This window comes from Candidatus Njordibacter sp. Uisw_058 (assembly GCF_047730065.1).
In the GTDB taxonomy this organism is placed as follows: Bacteria; Pseudomonadota; Gammaproteobacteria; order Pseudomonadales; family Balneatricaceae; genus Njordibacter.
Genome location: NZ_CP159829.1, coordinates 1,723,517 through 1,749,581 on the forward strand (window position 1 = coordinate 1,723,517; position 26,065 = coordinate 1,749,581).

The window sequence follows — 26,065 nt, forward strand, 5'->3', positions numbered from 1 at the left end:
TAAATAAATAGCTTATAGTATTAAAGCATAAGGTTATAACATAATTTGCAAACTCTAATAAACTCTCGTACAATTAAGCCACAGATTGAGTCCAATGTTGGAGGTATCGTGTCAAATTCTACGCAAGGTGTGCCAGTGATTACCGCCTTTTTTGATAAGGCAACATCAACGGTGAGTTACGTCGTTGAAGACCCAGAAACTAAAGACTGTGCCGCCATTGACTGTGTTCTCGACTATGATGTTAGCAAGGGACAGACAAGCACGCGCTCCGCAGACAAAATGATTAAGCACATCACAGAGCAGGGCCTCAACCTCATCTGGTTATTGGAAACCCATGTGCACGCAGACCACTTATCAGGGGCACCTTACATCCAAAGCCAACTGGGTGGCAAGATAGCGATTGGTGACCAAATTACCCATGTGCAAGATATTTTTGGTCATCTATTTAATGCTGAAGACGACTTTGCACGGAATGGAAGTCAGTTCGATCACTTGATTACCCCCAACGAAATATTAAAACTAGGGCATTTAACAATCATGGCACTTCACACTCCAGGCCACACTCCTGCCTGCATGAGTTTTGTGGTGAGTGACGCCTGTTTTGTGGGTGATACTTTATTCATGCCCGATTATGGAACAGCAAGATGTGACTTCCCCGGTGGAGATGCCAAGGCTTTATATGATTCACTGCAATTGATTCTAAGTTTACCCGATAACACCCGTCTCTTTATGTGCCACGATTACGCTCCAGGTGGACGCGAATATTTATGGCAAAGTAGTGTTGCAGAATCAAAGGCCAACAATATTCATTTAGTGGGAAAATCCAAAACGGAGTTTGTTCATATGCGCGAAACCCGTGATGCACAGCTTAATACGCCCCGACTATTATTGCCTTCAGTGCAGGTGAATATGCGCGCAGGCCATATGCCTCCAGTTGAAAATAATGGCATTGCTTACATTAAGATCCCTGTTAATCAAATGGGTACTTAACCGGCATGGGAAAAGCGAGCAGGTTTGGTGTGACTCAACTGCCTGCATTAATATGGTTAAAAAACTATGATTTGAGTAGCTTACGGGCTGACATGATGGCGGCTGTGATTGTAAGCATTATGCTTATTCCACAAAGCTTAGCCTATGCAATGTTAGCTGGTTTGCCCGCTGAAACCGGCTTGTATGCCAGCATATTCCCACTCTTGGCGTATGCTTTATTTGGTTCCAGCCACACATTATCCGTTGGTCCGGTCGCAGTAGTTTCCCTTTTATCAGCCAATGCTGTGGGCCTAGCTCACATGTCTAGTGGCATAGACGTATTAATCCTGTCTATGACTTTGGCTTTAGTGTCTGGCACTTTAATGTTTATTATGGGCTTGTTTCGATTAGGCTTTATCGCTAATTTATTAAGTCGCCCCGTCATCACCGGTTTTATTACAGCGGCTGGCATATTGATCGCCCTGAGTCAGTTGAAACACATTTTAGGTATTCCCCTAGCTGGGCATAACTTACCTGAATTGGTTGTTGAACTTGCACAATACAGCACAAATTCTCACTTCCTGACCGTTGTAACAGGTGTCGTCACCATTGTATTTTTGTGGCTTTCTCGTGCACCTTTGACGATTTTTTTATGCCGTTTTATGAGCAAATCTGCAGCCTCAGGTTTGACTAAAGTTGCACCTGTGGGTGCAGTCATACTCTCTATTCTATTGGTTTCAACCTTTGACTTAGATCATCTTGGTGTGGAGGTTGTGGGCCATATTCCAGCAAAACTACCTAGCTTCACTTGGCCTGAATTAAGTATTTTATTAGTCACCACCTTAATGCCTTCTGCCCTCATGATTAGTCTAATCGGTTATGTAGAATCCATGTCAGTGGCCCAAACCTTGGCCAGTAAACGACGTCAACAGATTAACCCAAACCATGAACTTTTGGGTTTAGGCGCAGCTAATGTAGCCTCTGCATTTTCTGGTGGTTTTGCAGTGACAGGCGGTTTCTCACGTTCTGTAGTTAACTTTGATGCAGGCGCAAGAAGCCCCATGGCTGGTGTTTTTACCGCCCTAGGGGTTGCCCTCGCAAGTCTTTACCTGACACCCTACTTGGCTTTTTTACCCAAGGCTGTGTTAGGAGCTACTATCTTTGTCGCTGTACTCACATTGATTGAACCCCATGAAATCACCTTTACGTGGAAGTATAGTAAGCATGATTTTGCAGCCATGATGGTTACCCTTTGCACGGTATTATTGGTGGGGGTGGAAGCGGGTGTTATCGCGGGTGTCACAGCGACGATCAGCCTTATATTGTGGCGCACTAGTCGTCCCCATACTGCCATTGTTGGCCCAGTTGAAGGTGGTGAACAATTCCGCAATATAGACCGCCACCTTGTTAAACAAGTAAAACAAGTGCTTGTTCTGCGGATTGACGAGAGTTTATTTTTTGGTAACCTTCGCTACTTAGATAATCGGATCAATGGCTTATTGGCCAGCCATCCAGCCATGGAGCATTTGGTGCTTGTGGCGTCTGGTATTAACCATATCGATTCAAGTGCGCTGCAAAGCTTGTTAGAATTAAACACTAGATTAGACGAAAAAGGCATTAAAATGCACTTTTCAGATGTTAAAGGACCCGTGTTAGATCGATTACACAGGATTAACTTTGCAGATGAACTCACCGGCACCGTATACTTAAGTCAGCATCAAGCATGGCAAGATTTAACCCAACTTTATTAGGCCCGCTTGACCTAGGTAGCAGGTCTTCAAAAGAGTGAGAAACAGCATGCAGTTAAGTCAATTAAAATGCGCCGTATGTCGTTCTGGCACCCCCACAGTGAGCCATGAAGACCAGTTGGTCTTAATGCAGGAAATTCCAGCTTGGGAGCCTATTATTGTGGCTGGAATGCAACAACTTCAGCGCCAGTATAAGTTCAAAAACTTTAATTTAGCCTTAGAATTCACTAATCGGCTTGGCGCTATAGCCGAATTGGAAGACCACCATCCAGCCATTTTAACTGAATGGGGCTCAGTTACTGTTAATTGGTGGACGCATACCATTAATGGCCTGCATCATAACGATTTCATCATGGCTGCTAAAACAGATAGCCTCATTGAGTAAGTTAATCCAAAACCACCTTATAAACAGAAGCTAGCTTCAAGCTTTTGGGCTAAAATAAACGCTTGTTCGCATCAGATGCATGCCATTATGTTAAAGTTTTTTGAAAACTTAGTTGACCCCTACCCCCCGGAGCAACCCCAACAACCCCCCAAGGGCGTGTGGCGTTTTTGCTGGCACTATTGCGATGGCATGAAACGTTATATGTTTTTATTGGCCCTCACGGCAGGTGCTTTTGCTGCCATTGAAGTCATTATATTTGGTTTCATGGGCCAGTTGGTTGATTGGCTTAGTGTGCAAGATAGAGCCACATTTTTAAATGATCAAGCCAGTACGCTATGGCTAATGGGCATATTAATTGTGCTTGTGGTGCCTGTTATTGGACTGCTCAATAATCTGATTCGCATGCAAACCCTATTACCCAACTTAACGATGCGCGTGCGTTGGTTAGCCCACCGCTATTTATTACAACAAAGCTTAGACTTCTACCAAGACGATTTTGCGGGTCGTATAGCCGCCAAAGTCATGCAAGGCTCTATCGCTGTTAGGCAAGTCGTGGGTAAACTTTGCGACACCTTTGCCTACGTTGTGGTGGGCATATTTTCTATGCTAGTGCTGTTATCAAACACCGACCTACGCATGGCTGCACCCATTGCGATTTGGTTAGTACTTTTTACTGGCGCCATGATTTACTTTCTGCCCCGCTTAGGCCAAATTGCAGAAGACCAAGCCAACAAACGTGCCATCATGACGGGCCGAGTCGTGGATAGTTACACCAACATTAGCACGGTAAAACTGTTTGCCCATACGCAAAAAGAAACGGATTACGCTAAGTCGTCTATGAACTCTTTTTTGCTTAATGTGTTTCAAATGATGGGTCTTAGCACCTGGATGGATGTCGTTGTTACGAGCTTAAATAGCCTGCTTATTTTTGCGACTGCGGCGGTGGATATTTATTTATGGCTTAACCATAGTGCTAGTTTAGGCATGATCGCGGTCAGTTTAGCCCTGGCTATTCGCTTACAGGGATTTTCTGATTGGCTGATGTGGGAAGTGCATGACTTTTATGAGAGTTTAGGCACCGTAGCAGATGCCATGCACACTATTTCTCAGCCTCAAACTGTGCTCAATAATGCTGACACTGTATTAAAAGTGACTCATGGACACATTAACTTTGATGCTATTTGCTTCCACTATGGTAAGAGCCATGGGGTCATCGATAGCTTAAGCCTACAGATTAAAGCTGGAGAAAAAGTGGGCATTGTCGGGCGTTCTGGAGCAGGCAAGTCTACCCTAGTTAATCTGCTGCTGCGTTTCCATGATTTAGAAAGTGGTAAAATTGTGATTGATGGTCAGGACATTAGCCAAGTCACGCAAGACAGCTTACGTGCGGCTATCGGCATGGTGACACAAGATACTTCACTGCTACATCGTTCTGTGCGCGAAAACATTGTGTATGGCAAACCTGATGCCACAGATGCCGAATTACTCCTTGCCTGCAAACAAGCCGAAGCCAATGTGTTTATCGACGATTTAGAAGATCCCAAAGGTAACCGCGGCTATATGGCTCAAGTAGGCGAAAGGGGCGTGAAACTATCTGGTGGCCAACGTCAAAGAATTGCCATTGCCCGTGTACTGCTTAAAAATGCACCTATATTGGTGTTAGATGAAGCCACTTCAGCCTTAGACTCAGAGGTAGAAGCTGCCATTCAAGCCAGCTTAAATCGCCTTATGGATGGCAAAACGGTCATCGCAATTGCCCACCGTTTATCGACCATCGCCGCCATGGATCGCCTGGTGATCATTGACGAAGGCAATATTATTGAGCAAGGTAGCCATAAAGAGTTACTGGCTCTGAATGGCGTTTACGCCAAACTCTGGCAACATCAAACTGGCGGCTTTATTGGTTTAGATTAATCATCGAAACCAAAGTGATTCCAAGTCGATTTAAAAGTTTGTTAACTGTATTTTGAGCTAAGTTTGTTAACTGTATTTTTATCACTTTGGCAAGACACCTCAATGGGGAATTACTGCCCCATTAGTAGTGGTCTTCCTCAGCGGATGCATCGGCATCTGGCACCGCAATCTCTGGACCCGCAATAGGCGCTTGAGTCCACTCGTCACTATCATCTAATAGCTCTAATTCGTCCTCTTCTAGTGCCTCAGCATAGTCTTGAGCGTCAGGCGCAGTGAAGGCGGCAATAGGCGTACCAATGACACCTGCAGCCAATATAGGGGACTGGTCTTCAACGTCTGCTAAGGTGACTTCGCGATAACACATACTATTTAATACCGCTAGGGTAATGGCTAGAAAAGCCAAGGCGATGCCAATGAAATACACATCAGGACCAAAGCTCGACATAGCAAAGGCCACCAAAATTGGACCCACACTCAAGCCAATACCAGAAGCCATAACCATGGCACCACTGGCTGATACGATTTGTTCTGGAGAGAGTCGATCACTCGCATAAGCCACACACAGGGAATACATAGGCATTACTAAACCGCCCACCATGGCAATAAGGGGAATGTAACTGCTGCTACTGATGTCCCATACCGACGCCAATAAACACATGACTACTGCTGCCATAGCCGTGATTAACATAATGCCACGCCGACCATACTTGTCAGATAACCATCCAATAGGCCACTGCAGTAAGAAACCACCCCACAGAAACGACGCCATAAATAACGCGACTAAGCTATTATCAAAGCCTTTTTGTAAACCATATACAGCCCCTAAGCCAAATGCAGTGCCGTGGGCTGCACCTGTTAAGGCATTGCTGATCACGGCTAGGGGAGAGACTTTATAGAGGGCAAACAGCGACATGCTTTCAGCCTGATCAAAAGCGGGCGCAGGCCGAGCAGTTAGCAGAATAGGTACCAAAGCAAAAGAAATGATCACAGAAATAAGAATAAACAGATCGGTACTGGCTGGGTCGGCCACGTTCAACAAGAATTGACCACTGCCCATACCTAAAGTCACCACGACCATATAGATGGATAATATGGCGCCACGATTTTCGTTACTCGCTCGGTCGTTTAGCCAACTTTCAGTCACCACAAACAAACCAGAAAAACAAATGCCTGTCACCAGGCGCATCAAGCTCCATGTGTATGGATTGACATAAACACTGTGCAACAAAATAGCAATGGAGGCCGCAGAGGCTAATGCAGCGAAGACCCGAATGTGCCCTACCCTAGCCACCAACTTAGGGGTCACAATGCTGCCCACGAGCATACCCGAAAAGTAAAACGACATGACCACACCCGTGGTCAATACTTCAAACCCCTCTAAGCTTGCTCGAACACCCAATAGCGTGCCCTGCAGGCCATTGCCTACCATAATAAACCCAATGCCTAGGAGCAGGGCCCAACTGGCTTTTATTTCTTGCAACATGGCGTTTATCTCCACCATAAGAGCTGACCTTATGGGCGCCACAATACTGCTTTTTTAAGCCGGTGAATAGAGTGAAAATCAAAATTAATTAAAAATATAGTAAAAATTAATATATGGGTTAGTTAAAACCTACTTTTTACCCTATCAGCCTAGGTACGCCTGACCCACTGCCTGTGCGATCAGCTTTAAACCTTGAGCAATGCGCTCTGGATTTTGGGCTGCATAGTTAATGCGTATGCATTCGTGTTGATGCTGCCAATCATCTTTGATGCCCACAAAGAAATTATGCCCAGACACCACAATCACTCCTTCTTGTTTAAGACGCTCATAAAGTTCCTGACTGGAAATAGGCATGCCTTTGAACCATAACCACATAAACATAGTGCCTTCTGGTTTGTGAATGGCGTAGGGAATAGCTGGGTCCATCACTTGCTGCAGGGTAGTTTGAGCAAACGCCAATTGTGCTTCATACGCAGGGCGCACCACATTTTGGCTAAGGTCAATAATCTCACCCGAGGCGATCATGTCTGTGGTCAAAGCCGCACCAAAGCTACCACTGGCTAAATTAATAATGGTATTGATGCCAGAGAGGGTTTTAATCGTTTCTTCGTTCGCGACTACAATTCCTGTGCGAGCGCCTGGTAAGCCAAACTTAGACAAGCTCAGACACACAATGGTGTTGTCATTCCAAAAAGGGCTGGCGGGGGTATAAATTAAGCCAGGAAATGGTAGGCCATAAGCACCATCGATAATTAAAGGCACATTATGGGTTTGGGCTAATGCATCTAGTTGTTCTACTTCATCGTCGGTAATGACATTGCCCGTTGGATTAGTTGGTCTAGACACACAAATAGCACCCGTATTTGGGCCTATATGTAAATCATCAAATTTGACCCTATATTTAAATTGCCGTTGCTCTAACTCATAAATCAAAGGGTGGGCTGCGGTAAATAAGTTATCACCAATGCCCGCATCAGCATAGCCAATGTATTCTGGCACCATGGGTAGTTGAATCTGTTTATAACTGCCGTCGTCAAACTCACCAGCCAGCATGTTGAAGAGCATAAAAAATGCAGACTGACTGCCATTGGTCAGGGCAATATTATGCCGGGTGACAGGCCAACCCAGTTTTTTACTGAATAACTCAGCCAACGCATCAATGAGTGCCGTATTACCTTGAGCTGGGTCATAACTCCCCAAAAGTTGCCTTACCGCGGCGGGATTGCTCGATAAAATTTGCAGACGTTGCTGCATAATAGCTTCAATTTGTGGAATATTCGCTGGATTTCCACCTCCCATCATAATCATGTCACGATCACTAGAGAGGGCATTAGTGATGTCATCCATCAGCACCGTGATGCCAGCATTACCACTAAATTTTTGACCAAATGCAGATAATTTCACAGTTTATTTCCAGATAAAATGGGATTCAAGCAAAGCCATGGATGACATCACATAATTACATCACCTGACTAAATTACGCCACCACCCCATGCGGTTTGGGCTTCATCATTCACAGCAGATTACAGGTATTTTTGCCAAAACTCTGCTTTGCCTGTGCCTGCAGACAGTTCATAGGCGTTAAAGCCAAACTTACTATAGGAGGCCTTGGCAATGAGGTTATTACCAAGTACCTCTAAGGTCACTTTGCAGGCATTTCTGGAGCCCGCATGGGTTTCAACTGCACTTAATAAAGCCGTACTAATGCCCATGCCCCGATACTCTTTTTGTACCCCTAAATCATGAATGTTAACCAAGGGTTGGGCTGCAAAGGTTGAATAGCCCCAGAGGCAATTGGTCATGCCTACGCACTCGTCTCCTACCCACGCTAATAAGCTAAAATTTTGTTGTTGTTGTGGCAAGTCGATTAACAAACGCTGTTTGACCGCTGCTGATAGATCTTCACCACCACCCATATCATCCAGCGCATAGTGACTCAGTTGTTGTATTAAATGGGACATTTGTTGCGCATCTTGATAATCAACTAGGGTAATTGAAATCGGTTTTACATCTGACATGAGTGTTTCCCAAGGGTGTATTAAACAAAGCGAGTTAGCGCATATGTTATAGCAAATGAGCCTAACAGCATGATCAAGGTGTGCCTCTTATTAGCCCAAGGCGGGTGAAACTAAAGTGACCCAAGTTAGTCTGACATTTGCACCAATTCAGACACTTCTAAGCTACCACCAATCTCAGTGAAGGGACAAGTGATGGTGATCTCTACTGCAGCTTCAATAGATGCTGCTTCGATGATGGTGAAGCCCGACATTTGCGTGCCTGAACCAGAAGAAACAACGCCATCTGGCGCAATATGATGCGTATCTTTTAGAGGGTTCATAGCACTGATAACAGTCTCGCCCAGGGCATTAATCCACTTTATGTATTTATCAAAATGGCCCCGACCCTCTTCTGGCGTTTCTGGTTGGTTACCACCTAAATATGTGATGATGAATTGTGCCATAGTTAAGATTCCTGATTGTTAGCTATTTGTGTACAAGTCTAGCAGATACCTATTTACAGGTCTGCTACACTGCGCCCATGCACAAAAAATTACTTATTATTGCTCACCAGCCGTCTACTAACACCCAACAAATGGCGTCAGCCTTTATTGCTGGAAGTTGCGCTGCAGAAGCTGAAAATGTGTCCATCTCTATGGTGGCGCCTTTGGAGTGCCAACCGAAGCAACTCCTTGATGCTGATGCCGTGCTAATATTTACCACAGAAAATTTAGGTTATATGGCTGGTACCACCAAAGATTGGTTTGATCGAGTTTATTATCCAGTACTAGAGTTAAAGCAAGGACTACCCTATGCCTTAGTGATTCGAGCAGGCACCGATGGAACCGGCACACGAAGAGCGATAGAATCTATTTGTAAGGGTCTGCGTTGGAATTTGGCGCAACCCGTGCTGGTTTGCAAGGGGCCATGGCAAGAAGATTTCATTCAACCCTGCTTTGAGATGGGCCAATATATGACCGCAGGCTTGGATTTAGGCATACTTTAACGATGCACGTATTTTTATGCTTCAGAGACTCTAACGATACAGGTCATTCAAGCAAAGGCATGAAAAAGCCCACATTGCGGGCTTTTTACTTGGCTTTGTCTTCGCTGTGACTTAACTGTGACTTAACTTTGATTTAGCTTTTGTTTAGCTTAAAACCGCTTGCTCTAAAGCACTTGGCTTAAGGCTTTATCCAAAGTGGCCACCGAACGTTCCACGTTGTGCAATTTATCAAGGCCAAATAGACCCAATCTAAAGGTGCGAAAACCTTCAGGTTCATCACACATTAAGGGCACTCCAGCAGCAATTTGCATGCCTAAAGCCGCAAACTTACTACCGTTTTGAACCGCTGCGTCTTGGGTGTAACTCACCACCACACCGGGTGCACCAAAACCCTCAGCCGCAACACTTTTAATGCCCTTAGAAGCTAACAATGCCCGCACTGCGTCACCTAATTCTTGCTGTTCAGACTTCACCTTATCAAACCCATAGGCTTCTGTTTCACGCATTACTGCAGCGAAACCAGCGATGGCGTCTGTAGGCACCGTAGCATGGTAAGCATGGCCGCCATTTTCGTAGATTACCATGATGTCACGCCATTTTTTAAGATCGCAGGCAAAACTTGTACTCGTGGTTGCTTCCAAAGCCACAACACCTGCACCACTCATCATCACCAGACCACAACACGGTGGTCCACTCCAGCCCTTCTGCGGTGCACTAATCAACACATCTACGCCTAAGGCCTTCATGTCTACCCATAAGCAACCTGAAGCAATACAATCTAAGACAAAAATACCACCCACAGCATGAACAGCGTCGGTGACCGCTTTGATATAGTCGTTAGGCAAGATAATGCCTGCCGACGTTTCCACATGGGGCGCAAACACCACCGCCGGTTTGTCACGCGCGATAGCCGCAACAACTTCATCGATGGGTGCTGGAGCAAAAGCTTCTTGATCACCTGTTTGTGCTTGCCGGGCTTTTAGCACGGTAGAGCTTGAAGCAATACTGCCCATGTTTAAAATTTGAGTCCAACGGTAGCTAAAAAAACCGTTACGAATGACTAGGGTTTTTTTACCCGTAGCAAACTGGCGCGCAACTGCCTCCATACCAAAGGTTCCAGAACCTGGTACAATAGCCACTTGGTCTGCAGCGTAAACACTTTTTAAAGTGCTAGAAATATAACGCATGTCACCCTGAAAAGACTGGGACATGTGGTTAAGGGCTCGGTCGGTATAAACCACCGAATATTCTAATAATCCATCGGGGTCTACATTGGGTAATAAGCCTGGCATGGTGCCTCCTAAAAAATGATTCGATCTTTAGCCATTATGCGTGGGAAAAATGGCGAATAAAAGCGTTGGTCTGGATACTTAAAAGCCAGTAATGTTAACAGTTAGTAGCTTTTATTACAGCGTCTAGTTTAGCGTAATGTCCGTGCTGAATGCACCAAAAACTCCATCAAAGATTTGGCAAAGCCGCGCATCACCCACACCTCAAACTGAGGTTGACCACCCACATCCGCATTTCGAATCACACTCACGCCAATGTGGTTAATGTGACTATGCTGAACTTCACCAATGGCAAACTGCCCTTCGTCAATATCTAGAGGTAAACCCCGAGACAACAACGCACGGGCATCCTCACCGGTAATGAGTAATTGAGTTTTACCGTAAGTTTGGTCTGTTGCGTATACACCATCGTGATCTGTTAGATCTGAACGCTGAGTGGTTAACAAATAACGATCTCGCCCTGCCCATACCAATCGTTCGTCACCTTGCACAGTAACTTGGCCTTGAGATGGCACCGCCATTCCAGTGAGATGTGCCACTTGAGCATCGACCTTGTCGCAGCCTTCAAGTTGCCACATGTTAGTGGCAGTGACATCGATGCTCACTGCAGGGAAAGTTTGTGGCATTTCAAAATGCCCATTTAATGCATTAGCCATTAGCCTTTCACCCTTTCGTTTGTTGGATCAACAAAGTGGTTACTGACCACTTCTACTTCAACGGTTTTGCCTTTGACTGGATAAGCAGCGTAAATGCGATCGCCAATACGGTCTTTACCACCCCTTAGGAAACCCAGAGCAATAAAATTACCAAGCTCAGGGCTATAGGTCATTGAACTGACCCAGCCTTGCTTGTCTGCACCCGCAGTAGCGTTAGCATCGGTCACTAATATAGAACCTGAAGCAATCGGTGTGCGAGGGTCAACAGACTTTAAGCCAACCAGTTGGGGACGATCTGGATGTACCAAACCTTCTCGGTCTTTTAAGTTTTTACCCACAAACCATTTCTTCTTTGACGCCATACCATCCATGTGCACGTCACCTAGGGTGGCTCTACCATCAAGCTCTGCACCCGTAACGTGACCTTTTTCAATACGCAAAGCACCCAGTGTTTCAAGGCCGTAAGGCACGATATCGTGCACTTGACCTGCATCTATAATGGTTTGCCATATATCAGTTGCGTATTCAGATTCGGCATACACTTCGAAAGCCATTTCACCCGAAAAGCTAATGCGTAAGAAAATCAGCTTGGCACCATTATGCTCAGCATGCACGACTCCCATAAATGGGAACGCCTCATTGCTAAAGTCTACTGATGGAAAAGCGGCAATTAAAGTTGCTCGAGCATCAGGACCAGCAACAGCCATGCCACCCCAACGCTCGCTCACAGAGCTCACACGCACTTTCAATTCTGGCCAATCAATCTCTAAGCAACGTTCAAGATAGGCCATTACGGGACCCGCTTTGGCCGTTGTGGTGGTCATAAAGAAACGATCTTCAGCAAATCGAGAGGTGGTGCCATCATCATAAACAATGCCATCCTCACGCAACATGACACCATAACGAGCTTTGCCTACTTTGAGAGTACTGAACATGTTGATGTAAACGCGATCAAGAAATTCACCAGCATCTGGGCCTACAATTTCAATTTTACCCAAAGACGTTACATCACAAATACCCACTTTCTTACGAACGTGAGCCGTTTCACGCTCATAGGCATCATCAATAGTTTCGCCCGCTTGCGGGTAATACTGTGGCCGCATGTACATGCCCGCTTGAACAAATACTGCGCCCGCTTGCTCATGCCATTCTTGCATAGGAGTTCGACGCACAGGCTTAAAGTGTTTACCAATTTCGCGGCCCGCAAAACCACCCATAGACACGGGGGCAATGGGCGCACGGAAACGGGTAGTCCCTGTTTCAGCAATGCTCAAACCACGACACTCAGCCATAATGGCGAGTGCGTTAACGTTAGAAGTACGACCTTGGTCATTGGCCATGCCCAAGGTGGTGTAGCGTTTTAGGTGCTCTACAGACACAAATCCTTCCCGGTGCGACTGAACCACATCAGCGGCCGTGACATCATGCTGAATATCCACCATTTGCTTACCTTTGGCGGGTACACTCCATAAGGGCACAATGTTGCTTGTGCCTTCACGGTCTTGAGGGGGAGGCGTCACTGCACCTGCTTCTGTACCAAGTTCAGCGCATGCAGCCTTGGCTGCGTCAACTGCCTGAGACACGTTCACTAACAAATTACTTTCGCCTTCTGCTGCGCCTACTGAGTAGGTGTCTGGGGCTTGATCACCCACGACAAAAGCCGCAATCTTTTTATCAAACACTGGGGGCTTGCCACCGTGAGAGGCCATTTGAACTTGTGGTGTCCAACCACCTGAATGAGCCAGCACATCACAAGCAACGCGACGACGATTGGAGACACTTTGGCCATTCGCCGCTAAGTCTGCAATTTCAATGCTACGCACAGCTTGCCAACCTTTCGCTTCGGTGACTACAGCTTGGGTGTGCAAGATAATGCCCCGTGACTGGCAGCCATCCACCAAGGTTTGACTTGGGTACTGGCGACTGTCCACCAATGCAGAGACCTTAATGCCAGCATCAGCGTAATCAAAGGCGGTTTGATAAGCACTGTCGTTGTTGGTAAATACAGCCAACAACTTACCCGTGGCTGTACCATAATGGTTCAACATCCTGCGCGCAGCAGAAGCCAACATGACGTTGGGTTTATCATTGTTACCAAACACTAATGGGCGCTCAATGGCTCCCGCCGCGATGATGATTTTCTTGGCTTGTACCTTGTGGTAATTTTGGCGCACCTTACCATCCACACTTTGATGTGCCGCCAGTGTGTTGCCATCAAAGCGCCCCCAACAAACTGTGCGCGTGAGTACTTTGACATTAGAAGCTGCATGCAGCGCCGCTATCATGTCAGCCCGCCACTCTTCTAAGTTGGCATTTTCAAGGTTATTGGTTTCATTGAGCAACTGACCACCTAGGTCGTTATGTTCATCGAATAAGACGACGCGCAAACCACTTTGGGAGGCACTTAAGGCTGCAGTCAGACCGGCAGCACCACCGCCTACTACGGCCACATCACAAAAGCTGTTAATGCGGTCGTATAGATCTGGGTCGGCCACCTTAGGTGGAACGCCCATACCAGCAGCTGCACGGATAGATGGCTCGTAAAACTTGTACCAAAGGGCTGCAGGCCACATAAAGGTCTTGTAATAGAAACCCGCCGAAAATAAAGAGCCTGGTAAAATTGCACCCGCCAAACCATTAACAGACATTAAGTCAAATTTTGGGGATGGGAAACAATTTTGGGAGAACACACCCAAACCTTGAGTCACAGGTTCCATTGTAGCGCGCGCATTGGGTTCAGCTTTTCCACCTGAACCAATAGTCACCAAAGCACCCGTTTCTTCTGGCCCACTTGAAGTCACGCCACGCGGGCGATGGTATTTAAAGCTACGCCCCACCACTTCTACACCATTAGCTAACAGGGCAGAAGCCACAGTGTCACCAGTTCGAGCAAGCATGGGTTTACCGTCAAAGGTGAAGTTAATATGGGCATCACCTAAACGACCTGAGCCATGTCTAAATCCACTCATGATGCAGCCTCCGGATTTTCATGGGGCAAACCCACCCAAGAAATGTCATGGGTTAAGGTGTTACGTTGAACTTTCAACCAAGCCCTGCAACCAAACGCATGGTGCCAATATTCAATGTGCTCACCTGCTGGATTATCCCGCTCGTAAACAAATTTATTCCACTGCTCCAGTGGAGCGTTGTTTTCTGGTGTGGCACGAGTCGCATCTTCACCGTAAGTAAATTCGCTATGTTCACGTTCGCCACAATAGGGGCAATTAATTCTAATCATAATTAGTGCGCCTTTGGATATGGACCCATACCCTTTTCATCAATCGCGTAGCCTTTGGCAAAACGATCTAAGGTATAAGCTTTATTAAGTTCGTGGGCTTCGTCATTGGCAATCGTATGCGCAAAACAGTAACCCGAAGCAGGCGTGGCTTTAAAGCCACCATAGCACCAGCCCGTGTTGAGGTATAAACCATCAATAGGACCAACATCAATAATTGGGGAACCATCCATAGACATGTCCATGACCCCACCCCAGTTGCGCAGCAACTTGAGCCGAGATAAACATGGCATCATGGTCAAACCACCGGCAATCACATCCTCAAACACAGGCAAATTGCCCCGTTGAGCGTAGGTATTGTAGCCATCAATGTCACCACCAAATACTACCCCACCTTTGTCAGACTGAGATACATAAAAGTGACCTGCACCAAAAGTGACAACGCCATTAATTAATGGCTTGTAGGGCTCCGTAACAAAAGCCTGCAGCACATGGCTTTCAATAGGTAAGCGCAGGCCCAGTTTGTCGGCTAACCGACTGGAACTGCCTGCAACAGCCATGCCTACTTTCTCAGCATGAATGTCTCCTCGGCTAGTTTTAACACCGATGATGCGCTCACCTTGTTTAATAAAGTCGATGACTTCACAGTTTTGAATAATGTCTACACCTAGCTGATCAGCGGCTCGGGCATAGCCCCAAGCCACAGCATCATGGCGAGCGTTACCCGCATCGGGTTGTAAAATGCCACCCCACAAAGGAAAGCGTGTGTCAGAACTGCCATCAATAATCGGTTCGCGCTCAAGTACTTCCTCTCGGCTGAGTAATTCCGCTTGGATACCGTTCAAGCGCATGGTGTTGGCTCGGCGAGCAAAGGTGTCATATTGCGATTTGCTATGGGCTATGTTCATAACGCCACGGGGAGAAAACATGACGTTGTAGTTTAAGTCTTGGGCCATGTCGCGCCACAAATTCATGCCATGCTCGTAAAAGGGCGAGTTGCCGTCGAGTAAATAGTTAGAACGCACAATGGTTGTATTACGGCCCACGTTACCGCCGCCAATCCAGCCTTTCTCAAGGATCGCCACATTAGTAATACCGTGGTTTTTCGCCAAGTAATACGCCGTAGCAAGGCCATGACCACCACCACCAATAATAATGACGTCGTAGTTAGATTTTGGCTCTGGATCACGCCACGCACGTTGCCAATGCTTATGGCCTCGTAGCGCGTTCCAAGCGATGTTTAGGGCGTTATATTGGCCCATGTGTGCCTCCGCTGTTATTATTTTAGCCACAGTTGACTATGGTGCACAATTCTAAAGCATACCTATATAGATAGGAACTTTATCTAGTGCTGAAAAAGTAAAATAATTGAGCTGGAGGGTAGAAGGATATATCGACACCCTATGTCGCTTTTAAACACAAAATGACAATAAACAGGATATATTCGACTTTTATGCACTTTGAGACCACTTTATTTTTGTTTTGACTAAGCAATTAGTCTAAGACAACTTTGACAAAGTGCAAACATTATTAAGGTTTTTAACGATGATACTAGCCCCTTTTATAGCCTCCTAATAGCCTCCCAATAGACTTAAAATACGACCATAAAAACAGCTCAAAAATAGCCATAAAAACTCGCTTTCAAGACTCACAGTTCAATAAACCTCAGCACTAAGTGGGGGGCTTTCAATAGCTATGAAACAGCGACGTAAGACCTCTGCAGCAATCACCTCAATACCGGCTCTCAAAATCGTATCTCTAAAATTAAAACGCTGAATGATTTTAATCAGGATATCAGTAGATAATTGGCTATTTTTCCGACTTAACACCAGTAGTGAAATAACCACGTTGCTGACATAATAAAAAATCACTTGTGGTGATATACCACCATCGCCGACTAGGCTTATATAGCGCACAGCGATTTGTTCGAACACCTGGGTAAAGTGCGACTCACCTTGGCACACGTCTTTAATAATAATGGCCAATATTTCAACTCCAGGTGGATGTTCTGGCACCATATAGGTGACCTCAGCATAAACCACTTTATGACTTAACAAATACACCGCTGAGGCTGTTAAATCTTGCTTTGGGTCTTGATCTTTATATTCAATACAACGGCTTTCAAACTCGTCTATGGCTTTCATGGAATACACCTCATAGGGTTTTAGGGTGATTATGTTTGTGACCCACGGTGAGCACAGTTTCACCATCAGCATCAATTAGGTAAGTACTGCGTAGGGCCTTAAGGTGTTGTTGTATGTACTGCATGTCTTGCACTAGCCGCTTCAGGCCACGCCCCGTTAAGCTGGTATAGTGTTTGCCTTCACCAATGTCACAGCTTTCTCCATAAAGCATGAGTAATTCTACTTGTAGGTGTTCCACAGAACTAATATGTTGCACATTATTGGGTTGAAGTAAGTTAAGGCCCATGATTTTGCTCCTTGTTATTGGCATGACAACCATTAAACAACTTAACAATGGGGAATTAGGGAAGACTTATTGAAGATGTATGGAATAAGTCTGAAGAAATGATGAAGATTATGGATCAAAATTAAATGAGACTGGCTGGTAGCCTTATAGAGAAGCAAACACCAGAGCCATCGGCCAAGTTGGCAACCTGAGCAGTACCTTTATGAAACTGAGCAATCGTTTGTACAACGTATAACCCCAAGCCGAAGTGGCCTGCCCCACCTGCCGAAGCCTGGGTTCGAGATGTCACCATAGACTGAAAGAGTTGATCTGCCTTATCCAAGTCAACTTGATCTCCTTGGTTTTCAACATCGATCACCCAGTCAAATTTATCGGCCCACAAACGCACCTTGATTGAGGTTCCAGAACGGTGAAAATCTCGCGCATTATCGAGTAACTTATCAAGCGCTTGTTCTAAGCGATAATCCACGGCCTGCACCATCGCCGCTTTTTTGTTAGCCACATACTCAATGACCACGTTGCTGCCAGCCATTTGGTGCTGATGTTGGCAATACACAGTCAAAAAGTGATTGACGTCCAGAGCTTCTAGTTCATCATTAGTTAACGCTTGTTCAAGATTTGCAGCTGACGATAATTTAGACAAAATCGACTCAATTTTGTGCAAGCCCCGTTTAGCAATCTCTAGATAACTATTGATCTCTTTATCTAGGGGATAGTCTGACATATTAGCCAGTGAGGTAGAGATCGCATTTAATGGGTTTTTAATTTCGTGGCTCAGTGTGCGAGGCATAGTTGACATAAAGGATTGCTGCTCATGCAACTTGGACACGACATCAGAGAAACTGCGAGCTAAATCTCCGATGGAATCCTCTCGATCTACCTGCCCCACAATTTTACTCGCCACCAGGCGCCCTTCATCGTTGACCATATTGGCTGTTTCTATGCGTAACTTGCGCACTCGATAGGCTAAGCGCCAAAATAAGAAAAACACAATTGAAAAAATAAGCAAAATACCCGCCACACTAAAGAGCACAATATTTTGTAAAGAATTAAGCTGTAATTTTAAGATTTGATCAGTCGATTGCTTCACCAGCACAATGCCAATCACGTTGCCATCATCAGCCAATACGGGTGCAGCAGTGGCTAAAAAACCACCGCCTCCCAAAGAAGACCAGCGGGCCTGCGCCAAGTCACCCAACTGGGCCACCCGCAGAAGCTCCCCTTGGGTCTCTGATTCGTCCCCTTCTATACCCATGGTTATATGTAACAAGAGCATCATGGCTTCTTCTATGACGCTAGCCACGTCCTGCCATACCGTGGTGCGAACACGCTCAGCATACTGGCGAAGTTTGACCTGAGATTGGGCCCTTAACTGAAAATTAGTGTCGTATAAGGCAATATAACTGACTGATTTAGCCAAACGCCCCAACAATTGATTCGCCACTGAAGAACTGGTGTTTAAAGTGTGGAAGCCCTTGGTAGAACCCATAGAAGAGACACCACTTTTAGTGGTTCCATCATAGGCAGAAAAACGCAGTTGTTGCTTTGCATTAATGTTGGCTTTATTTATTTTAATCTCGAGCACATAGCCGTCCAGAGTTGGACTCATGAGTGCTTCAATAGGCGCTGCTTGAAAGCGATCCACAGTGTCACGTCGCCAATCAGGACCCACTCTGAAAATGGCCACAAACCCGTCTTGCTGAGGCACCAACACCACGCGCTCAATCGCATCGTGCTGATTGAGCCATTCCAAACGCACATGATCTCTTGCACCAAAACCGTTAAGGCTGCCTGTGGCATAATCTGGGTCCACATCTCGCACCTCAATAAGCCCATAGAGACTATTATTACGCTCTCCTATAGCGACAGAAAAACTAAAGCCATCGTAAAACTGACGCTGAGGAAAGGACACCTTCCTATAACTTTGATCTTGCCAATCTTGTTTCGACCCATCCACGGTCATAGGCGTTGCCAAGTAGGTTTTAGGTAAAGGGGCCCCTTCTGCTAGGGACAAGGTCAGGCTTTCTTTTTTGTTATAAAAGGTATTGGCCACAGAACGGCCAAATTGTTCTTGAGAGATTAACTGCCCTGCATCTAAAAATTGTTTGGCTTCACTGATGAACTGATAGCCGAGCCAAGGTACTGCAGACAGTGCCACGAGCAGGCTCAAAACCTGAAAAGATAACTTAAAGCCACGTTTTCGCCTCACGACTTGAGCCACTCGTTAAACCTTCCACCGATAACCAAGACCATATTCAGAATCGATGCCATTAAATTCAGGAGCAGCCCTTTTAATTTTTTTCTTCAAGTTTTTGATGTGTGCACTAATGGTGTTTTTTTCAACCACACTAGAGTGCGTGACCTGAGCAAAGCGCTCATAAGTGATGACATTGCCCGGCCGCAGCACTAGGGCATGTAACATGTTGAACTCTGTCACCGTAAGATTCAATACAGATTGGTTGGCAAAGGCCACACTTCTAGATAACGTGTTTAACACGAGGTCTCCCCGCACTAATTCTGTATTAGCGTCATCGTTAGGCCGCGATTGATTGTTTGCCAGCATCATCAGTGTGGCTACTTTGGCTGCTAAAAATTCCATACTAATGGGCTTAGATTGATAATCCCAAGCCCCCATTTTTAGGCCCCACACTTTATCAAACTCACCATCACGATCCGTTAAAAACAAGACAGGAAGGCCTTCATGGTATCTTACCACCTCACTATAAAGTTCGAACCCGCCATCGTAATCACTGCCTAAAATAATGTCTAAAATAAGTAGATCGGGTCGATGACGGCTTAAGTGCTCAAGGGCTTCAACTTTGGTGGCAAAGGCGTGGACGGTATATAAACGACGGCTCAGCAAATTTTCATAATTTGACCTTTGATCATCATCATCCTCAACAATCACTATGGTGCCATTTTTACTCATGCCTGCTCCTTGCTATTAATCTATTGCGCCAATCCAGCGCAATGCAGCACTAGACCCAGTTGCAGAAAAGGCCGCTTCTATGGTTTTTCCTTCACTGTAAATCAACATTTTCACTGGTAAATTAGTCTCAGAAATCGCCTCTAACATAGGGTCTGTCACAGGGCCGTAGAAAACTGCGCTAGGTGCTTGCTCGGCCTTAAACACTTGACCCTCTATGATCATTTCTACGCGATCAATTTGGCTGTTAATAATGTAGTAAATAGACCCGTCTTGGCGGCGGTTAATTTGGAACTCAGTCGAACCAAACCAACCCACGTCCATGACCGTTGTGGCATCAGAATATTTATGCGTTAACACCCCCCGTTCAAACACATGGCGCACGGCCCAGTCGCCATAACAATCATAAATAATATGATCAGAGTGCATTGGTTTTTGACACTGCTTGGGTTGACCAGCAACGCTGCCAACCGAAATTAACAGCAAAAACATCAGTAGCAAAATAATGCTAAGCGCTTTTGGTTGCATAGTCAGTGTTCTTAATTGGGTGCCAAACATAAAGATTTGGGTACTCTTTTGTAGCCATGGCTTTATGGTCAAGTTACCAGTTCACATGTCGCACGCCAAGGGGATTCCGCTCGTAACCGCATTAATTCACTGAATCTTCATAGTTAGGCGAACTTCACACTTGTGTTTTAACGATGACTAAACATCTAAACTGATACAGTAGTGAAATAACCATCTTGCCTTCAAAGCAAAACCTTTCATTAAGTTTTCACTGAGTTTTCATTGAGCCTGGTATAAACACTCGTTTAATACAATACGGTATTTAAAATTGCCTCGACTTAATTTAATAGATAAACTGTTCAATCCAATTTCATTGAACCTATCGCAACATTGCATTTATAGTTTGAGTCTAAAATATGTGCTTCACAAGACATCAACCAGGCCTAATTGCTGTGACTCATTACCGTCATAAAACTTGTTAATTGAATTCACAAAAAATGTGATCTAATTTAATCTAATCTAACTAAAGCCCAACCCTATTTAAAATGTATCACCATAAATAAACACTGCTAATTTTCAAGGACATAAGATGACGACCTCTATCATTGCAGGCGCTAGTGGCTTAGTTGGAACCAACATTCTCCAGCAACTTTGCGCTCAAAAAAAGAAAGTCATTGTGTTAAGTCGAAGACCATTAACTAATCTACCCAGTCATGCCAGTGAGCTTATTATTGATTTTGATGGGTTGATTAAAGATGGCATACTACCAAAATGTGACCATGTATTTATTTGCCTTGGAACCACCATTAAAATAGCAGGTAGCCAAGAGCAGTTTCGACAAGTTGATTTTGAATACTGCTTAGGCGTTGCTAAAAAAGCCAGTGCAGCAGGGGCGAAAACCATAAGCCTTATCTCATCAATAGGTGCAGATAGTTCTTCAAAAAACTTTTATCTAAAAACTAAAGGTGAGCTAGAAGAAGCCATTCAAAAACTCGGCTTTACATCAGTTAATATATTTCGGCCCAGTTTTCTAATCGGCAATGGCGGCAGACCAAGGACACTGTTAGAACATGTAGTCATGAAAATTGCAAAAATAATGGATGTATTTTTTATGGGCTCAGCAAGAAAATATAGGAGTGTGGATGCGGCATTGTTAGCTAAAACCATGATCTCTAAAAAACATGCCAAGCCAGGAATTAATTACTACTTTTTTGATGACCTTCTAACATAAAAAAATGCTAAATTGATTCATGGCTTTTATTTGGCTATCCATAAACACCAAAGATCTTTAAGCAGCTTTAAGCACCTTTAAGCACTTTTTTCATGAGATAAAAAGAGTGCCCAATTCACATAGAATAATACATTTATGATCAAGAAAATCACATTGACCATAGTCACCCTTTTATTTCTTTTGAGCCTAGGGGGTTATATATTTTACCATACCAGCGATCAATTTGGTGCGGACCTTGATCCTTCAAGCTTACAGCCTTACCAAGACTCCAAGCAATTCAACGGCACACTCTTTAGCAATACAATAGCATGGCCGTCCAAAAAGAGAAGCTTTAGTAGAACGATGGGCTGGTTACAGGAAGTTTTGTTTAGTGACGCCCAAATGCGTCCTGACAAGCCCGTAGAAATACTACCTGTGACCCCGAAAACTCTTCTTGAGCCGACTAAAGAAACTCGCATCGTTTGGTTTGGTCATTCCACCTTTCTCATGCAAGTGGGTCAAATGAACCTATTATTTGACCCTATGCTGACGAGTACCCCAGCACCCCACCCCATGCTGGCAGGCTCTCGGTATAGTGAAAAATTACCCATTAGCATTGAAGATTTGCCTGAAATCGATGCTGTCCTCGTGTCTCACGATCATTACGATCACTTGGACATGGTGTCCATCAAACAACTCGCGACTAAAGTGGGGCACTTTTATGTTCCTTTGGGCTTAGGACTGCATCTACAACAATGGGGCATTGCTACTGAGCGCATTACTGAATTAGATTGGTGGCAAACTGCTCAACTGGGAGCAAGTGAATTTACCTTAACCCCTGCAGAGCATTTTTCAGGCCGCCGATTTGATACTCGCAATAAAACCTTGTGGGGCGGCTGGGTGGTTGAGAACCAGTCACAGCGTATCTTTTTTTCTGGTGATAGTGGCTATGGGCCTCACTTTAAAGAAGTTGGGCGTCGCTTTGGAGAGATCGACATCGCCTTTTTAGACACGGGGCAATACAACCGCCGTTGGGCTCGTGTGCACATGACACCAGAGCAAGGGGTACAAGCGGCTATTGATGCTAAGGCAAAAGTCATGATGCCTATGCACTGGGGAGCTTTTACACTGTCTTTGCACGACTGGAATGAGCCTCCAGAGCGGGCCCTGGCAGAGGCTAAACGACTAGGGCAAGCCATTGTGGTGCCACAAATTGGTGAAATGTTGCAGCTTAATCAGCTCAAACAACCCAATGGATGGTGGCGTGACGATTAGATCGCAGGTCAGGACCCTTTTACCCAGTTACAAGGCTACGCAGTTCCAAAGCTTTCCAACAATAGTCCCACAAAAATTTGAACCAAAAAAAAAGACGCCCTACCCAGTAGACCGTCTTTTTTTAACAATAGTGGTGGGTGATGACGGGTTCGAACCGCCGACCCTCTGCGTGTAAAGCAGATGCTCTCCCAACTGAGCTAATCACCCACATTCGTGATCCAACGCAGTGAAAACTGCCGCCAAATCAGATCGAACATTATAAGGTAATGGCATCTTAGGTCAATGATTAAATAGTGTTAATATTTCACCGTCTGTAAGGGCTGATAATTCCCTCATGGCAGGCTATAATATTGCCAGTTTACAACTTAGGCCTTCGTGCCCCCAATCATTAGGATTTTTTCCATGGTCATTAAACCTCGCGTTCGCGGCTTTATGTGCATTACCTCCCACCCTATAGGCTGCGAAGCCAACGTGCAAAGCCAGATCGATTATGTCACCCAACAGGGGACTATAGAGGACGGCCCTAAAAAGGTACTCGTCATTGGCGCATCAACGGGCTACGGCTTAGCCTCTCGTATAACTGCAGCCTTTGCGAGTCAGGCAGATACTTTGGGTTTGTTCTTTGAAAAAGAAGGTACCGAAAAAAAGCCTGGCACCGCGGGTTGGTATAACTCTGCAGCCTTTCATAAAGCCGCAGAAGCCAAAGGCCTATACGCTAAAAGTATTAATGGTGATGCATTTTCTGATGCCTTAAAACAAACCACCATAGATACCATTAAGGCAGACTTAGGCCAGATTGACTTAGTGGTTTATAGCCTTGCCTCACCTCGCCGCCAACATCCTAAAACGGGTGAAGTGCATATGTCTACGTTAAAGCCCATTGGTAAAGATGTGATTCAACAAGGGGTAGATACTGATAAAGGCATCATTAAGGAATTTGCCATAGAGGCAGCTAATCAAGATGAAATTGATAATACCGTGGCTGTTATGGGTGGCGAAGATTGGCAAATGTGGATTAGCGCGCTTAGTGATGCGGGGGTCTTGGCCAATGGCTGTAAAACCACAGCCTTTACCTATGTGGGCGAGCAAATAACCCGAGACATATATTGGGACGGCACCATTGGTCAAGCTAAAAAAGACTTGGATCTAAAGGTGGTGGGTATTCGTAAGCAAATGCAAGCCATTCAGGGCGATGCTCGTGTATCTGTCCTTAAAGCTGTCGTGACTCAAGCCAGTGCGGCGATCCCAGTCATGCCCCTCTACTTAGGTTTGTTATTCAAGGTTATGAAAGCAGAAGGCACCCACGAAGGCTGCATTGAACAAATAGACTTATTGTTTCGGGAAAGTTTGTATGGCACTCAACCTTACCAAGATGATGAAGGCCGTTTGCGCGCTGATTACAAGGAAATTGAACCCCATGTACAAGCTGAAGTGGAAACGCTTTGGTCTAAAATCACAGATGAAAATTTATTTGAAGTGAGTGATATGGCCGGTTACAAAGAAGAGTTTTTACGTCTATTTGGGTTTGGTATAGAGGGTGTAGACTATGAGGCAGACGTTAACCCTGAGGTTAACATCACTCACCTTATCAGCGCATAACTGCACTTTATAAGCCCGTTATCAGCAACCCTATAATTAGGCCTGAGATGATACCTATGATGAGGCCTAAAGCCTCATCATAGGGGCAAAGCCAAAGGGCTAACCTAAGCTCGCGTTTTTCTATGTAAGCGGTTCAAGCGTTTAATAAAAATACTTACGATCTTCTAAAGCCCCGTATAAATGTGCAACCTCTTCGGCATAACCATTGTAGACTTGCGTGCGTTGGCGGCCAAAGCCACCAATAACACGTTCTGTTTTTTGAGACCAACGAGGGTGGTTATGGTGGGGGCTGACATTGGCATAAAAGCCATACTCTCTCGAGTTTTGCTGCCACCAAGTGGTTTCTGGCATCGTCTCAACTAATTCAATACGCAAAATAGATTTGGCATATTTAAAACCATACTTCCAAGGTAACACCAAACGAATCGGCGCTCCCGTTTGCTGTTCTAGCGGCTGATCGTAGATACCTGTGGCCAGTAAGGCTAATGGATTCATGGCCTCAGCAATGGTTAACCCTTCAGTATAAGGGCCACCAGCCCAGTTTGCATTAGGCATTTGGGTTGCGTCATTAACAGTCACAAAGCGCACATACTTGGCTCGACTATTGGGTTGCGCCGCCGCTATGACCTTGTGCAGGGGTATGCCGTTCCAGGGAATTACCATCGACCATGCTTCAACGCATCTAAAGCGGTGCACATGGGATTCTATGGCGAACTCGCCATACATATCAGCTAAATCATAGACACCCTTCTTATCGGCCCCTGTGCCTGTTATTTCGACTGACCAAGGTGAGGTAATTAAGGTTTTTTCGGCTTCAGACGGGTCACTTTTGTCAAACCCAAATTCGTAGTAGTTGTTATAACTATTAATGGTTTTTAAAGGCGTGGGTTCAAGCAGTCCAGTGGCATTGGAGTCTGCCGCTAGCAGGGGGCCATTGCACGCCATTGCTGCCATAGCAGACAAGCCTGCCCCAATGATCTTGCGACGGTTGCGAAAATCTTTTTCAGAAGTAATGCTAGAGGTCTGGATAGGTATCATTTTTCAGCCTTGTTAGCGAAATATAGCTAAGTTAATGGTTATACGTCTGCGCTAGAACCATAGATTCAAACTTTTGTTCTTAATATTAATCCTTCAATAATAAATCGCGTATATTGTGATCAGGAAAAATTTTATTACGGAGGCAAGTCATTAAAGTAAGAATAGAATGGATGAGGTAAGTTAACCCAAATACACCGCTGAATGCTAGGGCATGGTTGGCAATAACACTTTATTTAAGGCATAAAAAAACCGCACATGGGCGGCTATTGTTTTCTGGGAGTTATGGAAATGGCGGAACGGACGGGACTCGTTAGCGTTAGCTAAGGTATATCTCCATATATATCAACAACTTAGTTGATTTATTAGCCCGTTCTCGGTGCCATTATAGTGCAATTAAA

23 protein-coding genes and 1 tRNA gene are annotated in these 26,065 nt (G+C 45.2%); 8 read left to right on the forward strand and 16 right to left on the reverse strand.

Going from position 1 to position 26,065, the window contains the following annotated elements:
• Positions 1-108: 108 nt before the first annotated feature.
• The 4 genes from ABXT59_RS08075 to ABXT59_RS08090 all read left to right on the forward strand — a co-directional run bounded on the left by ABXT59_RS08075 (position 109) and on the right by ABXT59_RS08090 (position 5,016).
• Entirely contained in the window at positions 109-990 is an 882-nt protein-coding gene (locus ABXT59_RS08075; protein ID WP_443635406.1) for an MBL fold metallo-hydrolase, read from the forward strand.
• Between the two features lie 5 nt (positions 991-995).
• Positions 996-2,720, forward strand: a complete 1,725-nt coding sequence (locus ABXT59_RS08080; RefSeq protein ID WP_443635408.1) for a SulP family inorganic anion transporter — start codon at positions 996-998, stop codon at positions 2,718-2,720.
• 46 nt (positions 2,721-2,766) lie between these two features.
• Positions 2,767-3,102, forward strand: a complete 336-nt coding sequence (locus ABXT59_RS08085) for a 4a-hydroxytetrahydrobiopterin dehydratase (protein WP_443635409.1) — start codon at positions 2,767-2,769, stop codon at positions 3,100-3,102.
• A gap of 87 nt (positions 3,103-3,189) precedes the next feature.
• Positions 3,190-5,016, forward strand: a complete 1,827-nt coding sequence (locus ABXT59_RS08090) for an ABC transporter ATP-binding protein (protein WP_443635411.1) — start codon at positions 3,190-3,192, stop codon at positions 5,014-5,016.
• 121 nt (positions 5,017-5,137) lie between these two features.
• Here ABXT59_RS08090 and ABXT59_RS08095 read toward each other — a convergent pair whose 3' ends face one another.
• From ABXT59_RS08095 to ABXT59_RS08110, 4 genes are all read right to left on the reverse strand, one after another.
• Positions 5,138-6,499, reverse strand: a complete 1,362-nt coding sequence (locus ABXT59_RS08095; protein ID WP_443635413.1) for an MFS transporter — start codon at positions 6,497-6,499, stop codon at positions 5,138-5,140.
• Between the two features lie 144 nt (positions 6,500-6,643).
• Positions 6,644-7,903, reverse strand: a complete 1,260-nt coding sequence (locus tag ABXT59_RS08100; protein ID WP_443635415.1) for a valine--pyruvate transaminase — start codon at positions 7,901-7,903, stop codon at positions 6,644-6,646.
• Positions 7,904-8,022: 119 nt separating this feature from the next.
• Positions 8,023-8,517 carry a GNAT family N-acetyltransferase gene (locus ABXT59_RS08105; RefSeq protein ID WP_443635417.1) on the reverse strand — a complete coding sequence of 165 codons (495 nt, stop codon included), beginning with the start codon at positions 8,515-8,517 and terminating at the stop codon, positions 8,023-8,025.
• 125 nt (positions 8,518-8,642) lie between these two features.
• The gene (locus tag ABXT59_RS08110) at positions 8,643-8,960 is read right to left on the reverse strand and encodes a YciI family protein (RefSeq protein WP_443635419.1); all 318 of its coding nucleotides are present in this window, start codon (positions 8,958-8,960) and stop codon (positions 8,643-8,645) included.
• Between the two features lie 26 nt (positions 8,961-8,986).
• Here ABXT59_RS08110 and ABXT59_RS08115 point away from each other — a divergent pair, with 26 nt between their 5' ends.
• Positions 8,987-9,502 carry a flavodoxin family protein gene (locus tag ABXT59_RS08115; protein WP_443635421.1) on the forward strand — a complete coding sequence of 172 codons (516 nt, stop codon included), beginning with the start codon at positions 8,987-8,989 and terminating at the stop codon, positions 9,500-9,502.
• A 164-nt stretch (positions 9,503-9,666) separates the two neighbouring features.
• Here ABXT59_RS08115 and ABXT59_RS08120 read toward each other — a convergent pair whose 3' ends face one another.
• From ABXT59_RS08120 to ABXT59_RS08165, 10 genes are all read right to left on the reverse strand, one after another.
• Positions 9,667-10,794, reverse strand: a complete 1,128-nt coding sequence (locus ABXT59_RS08120) for an aminotransferase class V-fold PLP-dependent enzyme (protein WP_443635423.1) — start codon at positions 10,792-10,794, stop codon at positions 9,667-9,669.
• A 128-nt stretch (positions 10,795-10,922) separates the two neighbouring features.
• Positions 10,923-11,447 carry a sarcosine oxidase subunit gamma gene (locus tag ABXT59_RS08125; protein ID WP_443635425.1) on the reverse strand — a complete coding sequence of 175 codons (525 nt, stop codon included), beginning with the start codon at positions 11,445-11,447 and terminating at the stop codon, positions 10,923-10,925.
• Complete coding sequence (locus ABXT59_RS08130; protein WP_443635427.1) at positions 11,447-14,416, reverse strand: sarcosine oxidase subunit alpha family protein; 2,970 nt, start codon at positions 14,414-14,416, stop codon at positions 11,447-11,449. The genes ABXT59_RS08125 and ABXT59_RS08130 overlap by 1 nt, the downstream gene beginning before the upstream one ends.
• Entirely contained in the window at positions 14,413-14,685 is a 273-nt protein-coding gene (locus ABXT59_RS08135) for a sarcosine oxidase subunit delta (RefSeq protein WP_443635429.1), read from the reverse strand. The genes ABXT59_RS08130 and ABXT59_RS08135 overlap by 4 nt, the downstream gene beginning before the upstream one ends.
• A 2-nt stretch (positions 14,686-14,687) precedes the next feature.
• Positions 14,688-15,944, reverse strand: a complete 1,257-nt coding sequence (locus tag ABXT59_RS08140) for a sarcosine oxidase subunit beta family protein (RefSeq protein ID WP_443635430.1) — start codon at positions 15,942-15,944, stop codon at positions 14,688-14,690.
• A 393-nt stretch (positions 15,945-16,337) separates the two neighbouring features.
• A complete protein-coding gene (locus tag ABXT59_RS08145) occupies positions 16,338-16,826 on the reverse strand; it encodes a hypothetical protein (RefSeq protein WP_443635432.1) in 489 nt (162 codons plus the stop codon).
• Between the two features lie 10 nt (positions 16,827-16,836).
• Positions 16,837-17,112: a hypothetical protein gene (locus ABXT59_RS08150; protein WP_443635434.1), complete on the reverse strand. Its 276-nt coding sequence runs from the start codon at positions 17,110-17,112 to the stop codon at positions 16,837-16,839.
• Positions 17,113-17,233: 121 nt separating this feature from the next.
• Positions 17,234-19,333 carry an ATP-binding protein gene (locus ABXT59_RS08155; RefSeq protein ID WP_443635436.1) on the reverse strand — a complete coding sequence of 700 codons (2,100 nt, stop codon included), beginning with the start codon at positions 19,331-19,333 and terminating at the stop codon, positions 17,234-17,236.
• A gap of 3 nt (positions 19,334-19,336) precedes the next feature.
• On the reverse strand, positions 19,337-20,041 hold the full coding sequence (locus ABXT59_RS08160) for a response regulator transcription factor (RefSeq protein ID WP_443635438.1): 705 nt from the start codon (positions 20,039-20,041) through the stop codon (positions 19,337-19,339).
• A 15-nt stretch (positions 20,042-20,056) separates the two neighbouring features.
• Positions 20,057-20,566 carry a hypothetical protein gene (locus ABXT59_RS08165; protein ID WP_443635440.1) on the reverse strand — a complete coding sequence of 170 codons (510 nt, stop codon included), beginning with the start codon at positions 20,564-20,566 and terminating at the stop codon, positions 20,057-20,059.
• 568 nt (positions 20,567-21,134) lie between these two features.
• Here ABXT59_RS08165 and ABXT59_RS08170 point away from each other — a divergent pair.
• Positions 21,135-21,776 (forward strand): NAD(P)H-binding protein, encoded by a 642-nt coding sequence (locus tag ABXT59_RS08170; RefSeq protein WP_443635442.1) that lies wholly within the window; start codon positions 21,135-21,137, stop codon positions 21,774-21,776.
• 135 nt (positions 21,777-21,911) lie between these two features.
• The gene (locus ABXT59_RS08175; RefSeq protein ID WP_443635444.1) at positions 21,912-23,030 is read left to right on the forward strand and encodes an MBL fold metallo-hydrolase; all 1,119 of its coding nucleotides are present in this window, start codon (positions 21,912-21,914) and stop codon (positions 23,028-23,030) included.
• Positions 23,031-23,161: 131 nt separating this feature from the next.
• Here ABXT59_RS08175 and ABXT59_RS08180 read toward each other — a convergent pair.
• Positions 23,162-23,237 (reverse strand) — tRNA-Val (locus tag ABXT59_RS08180).
• Between the two features lie 195 nt (positions 23,238-23,432).
• Between ABXT59_RS08180 and fabV the strand changes: the two genes are divergently transcribed.
• The gene (fabV, locus tag ABXT59_RS08185) at positions 23,433-24,629 is read left to right on the forward strand and encodes an enoyl-ACP reductase FabV (protein ID WP_443635445.1); all 1,197 of its coding nucleotides are present in this window, start codon (positions 23,433-23,435) and stop codon (positions 24,627-24,629) included.
• 141 nt (positions 24,630-24,770) lie between these two features.
• Here the strand turns inward: fabV and msrP are convergent, their stop codons facing one another.
• The gene (gene msrP, locus ABXT59_RS08190; protein ID WP_443635447.1) at positions 24,771-25,667 is read right to left on the reverse strand and encodes a protein-methionine-sulfoxide reductase catalytic subunit MsrP; all 897 of its coding nucleotides are present in this window, start codon (positions 25,665-25,667) and stop codon (positions 24,771-24,773) included.
• Positions 25,668-26,065: the final 398 nt, after the last annotated feature.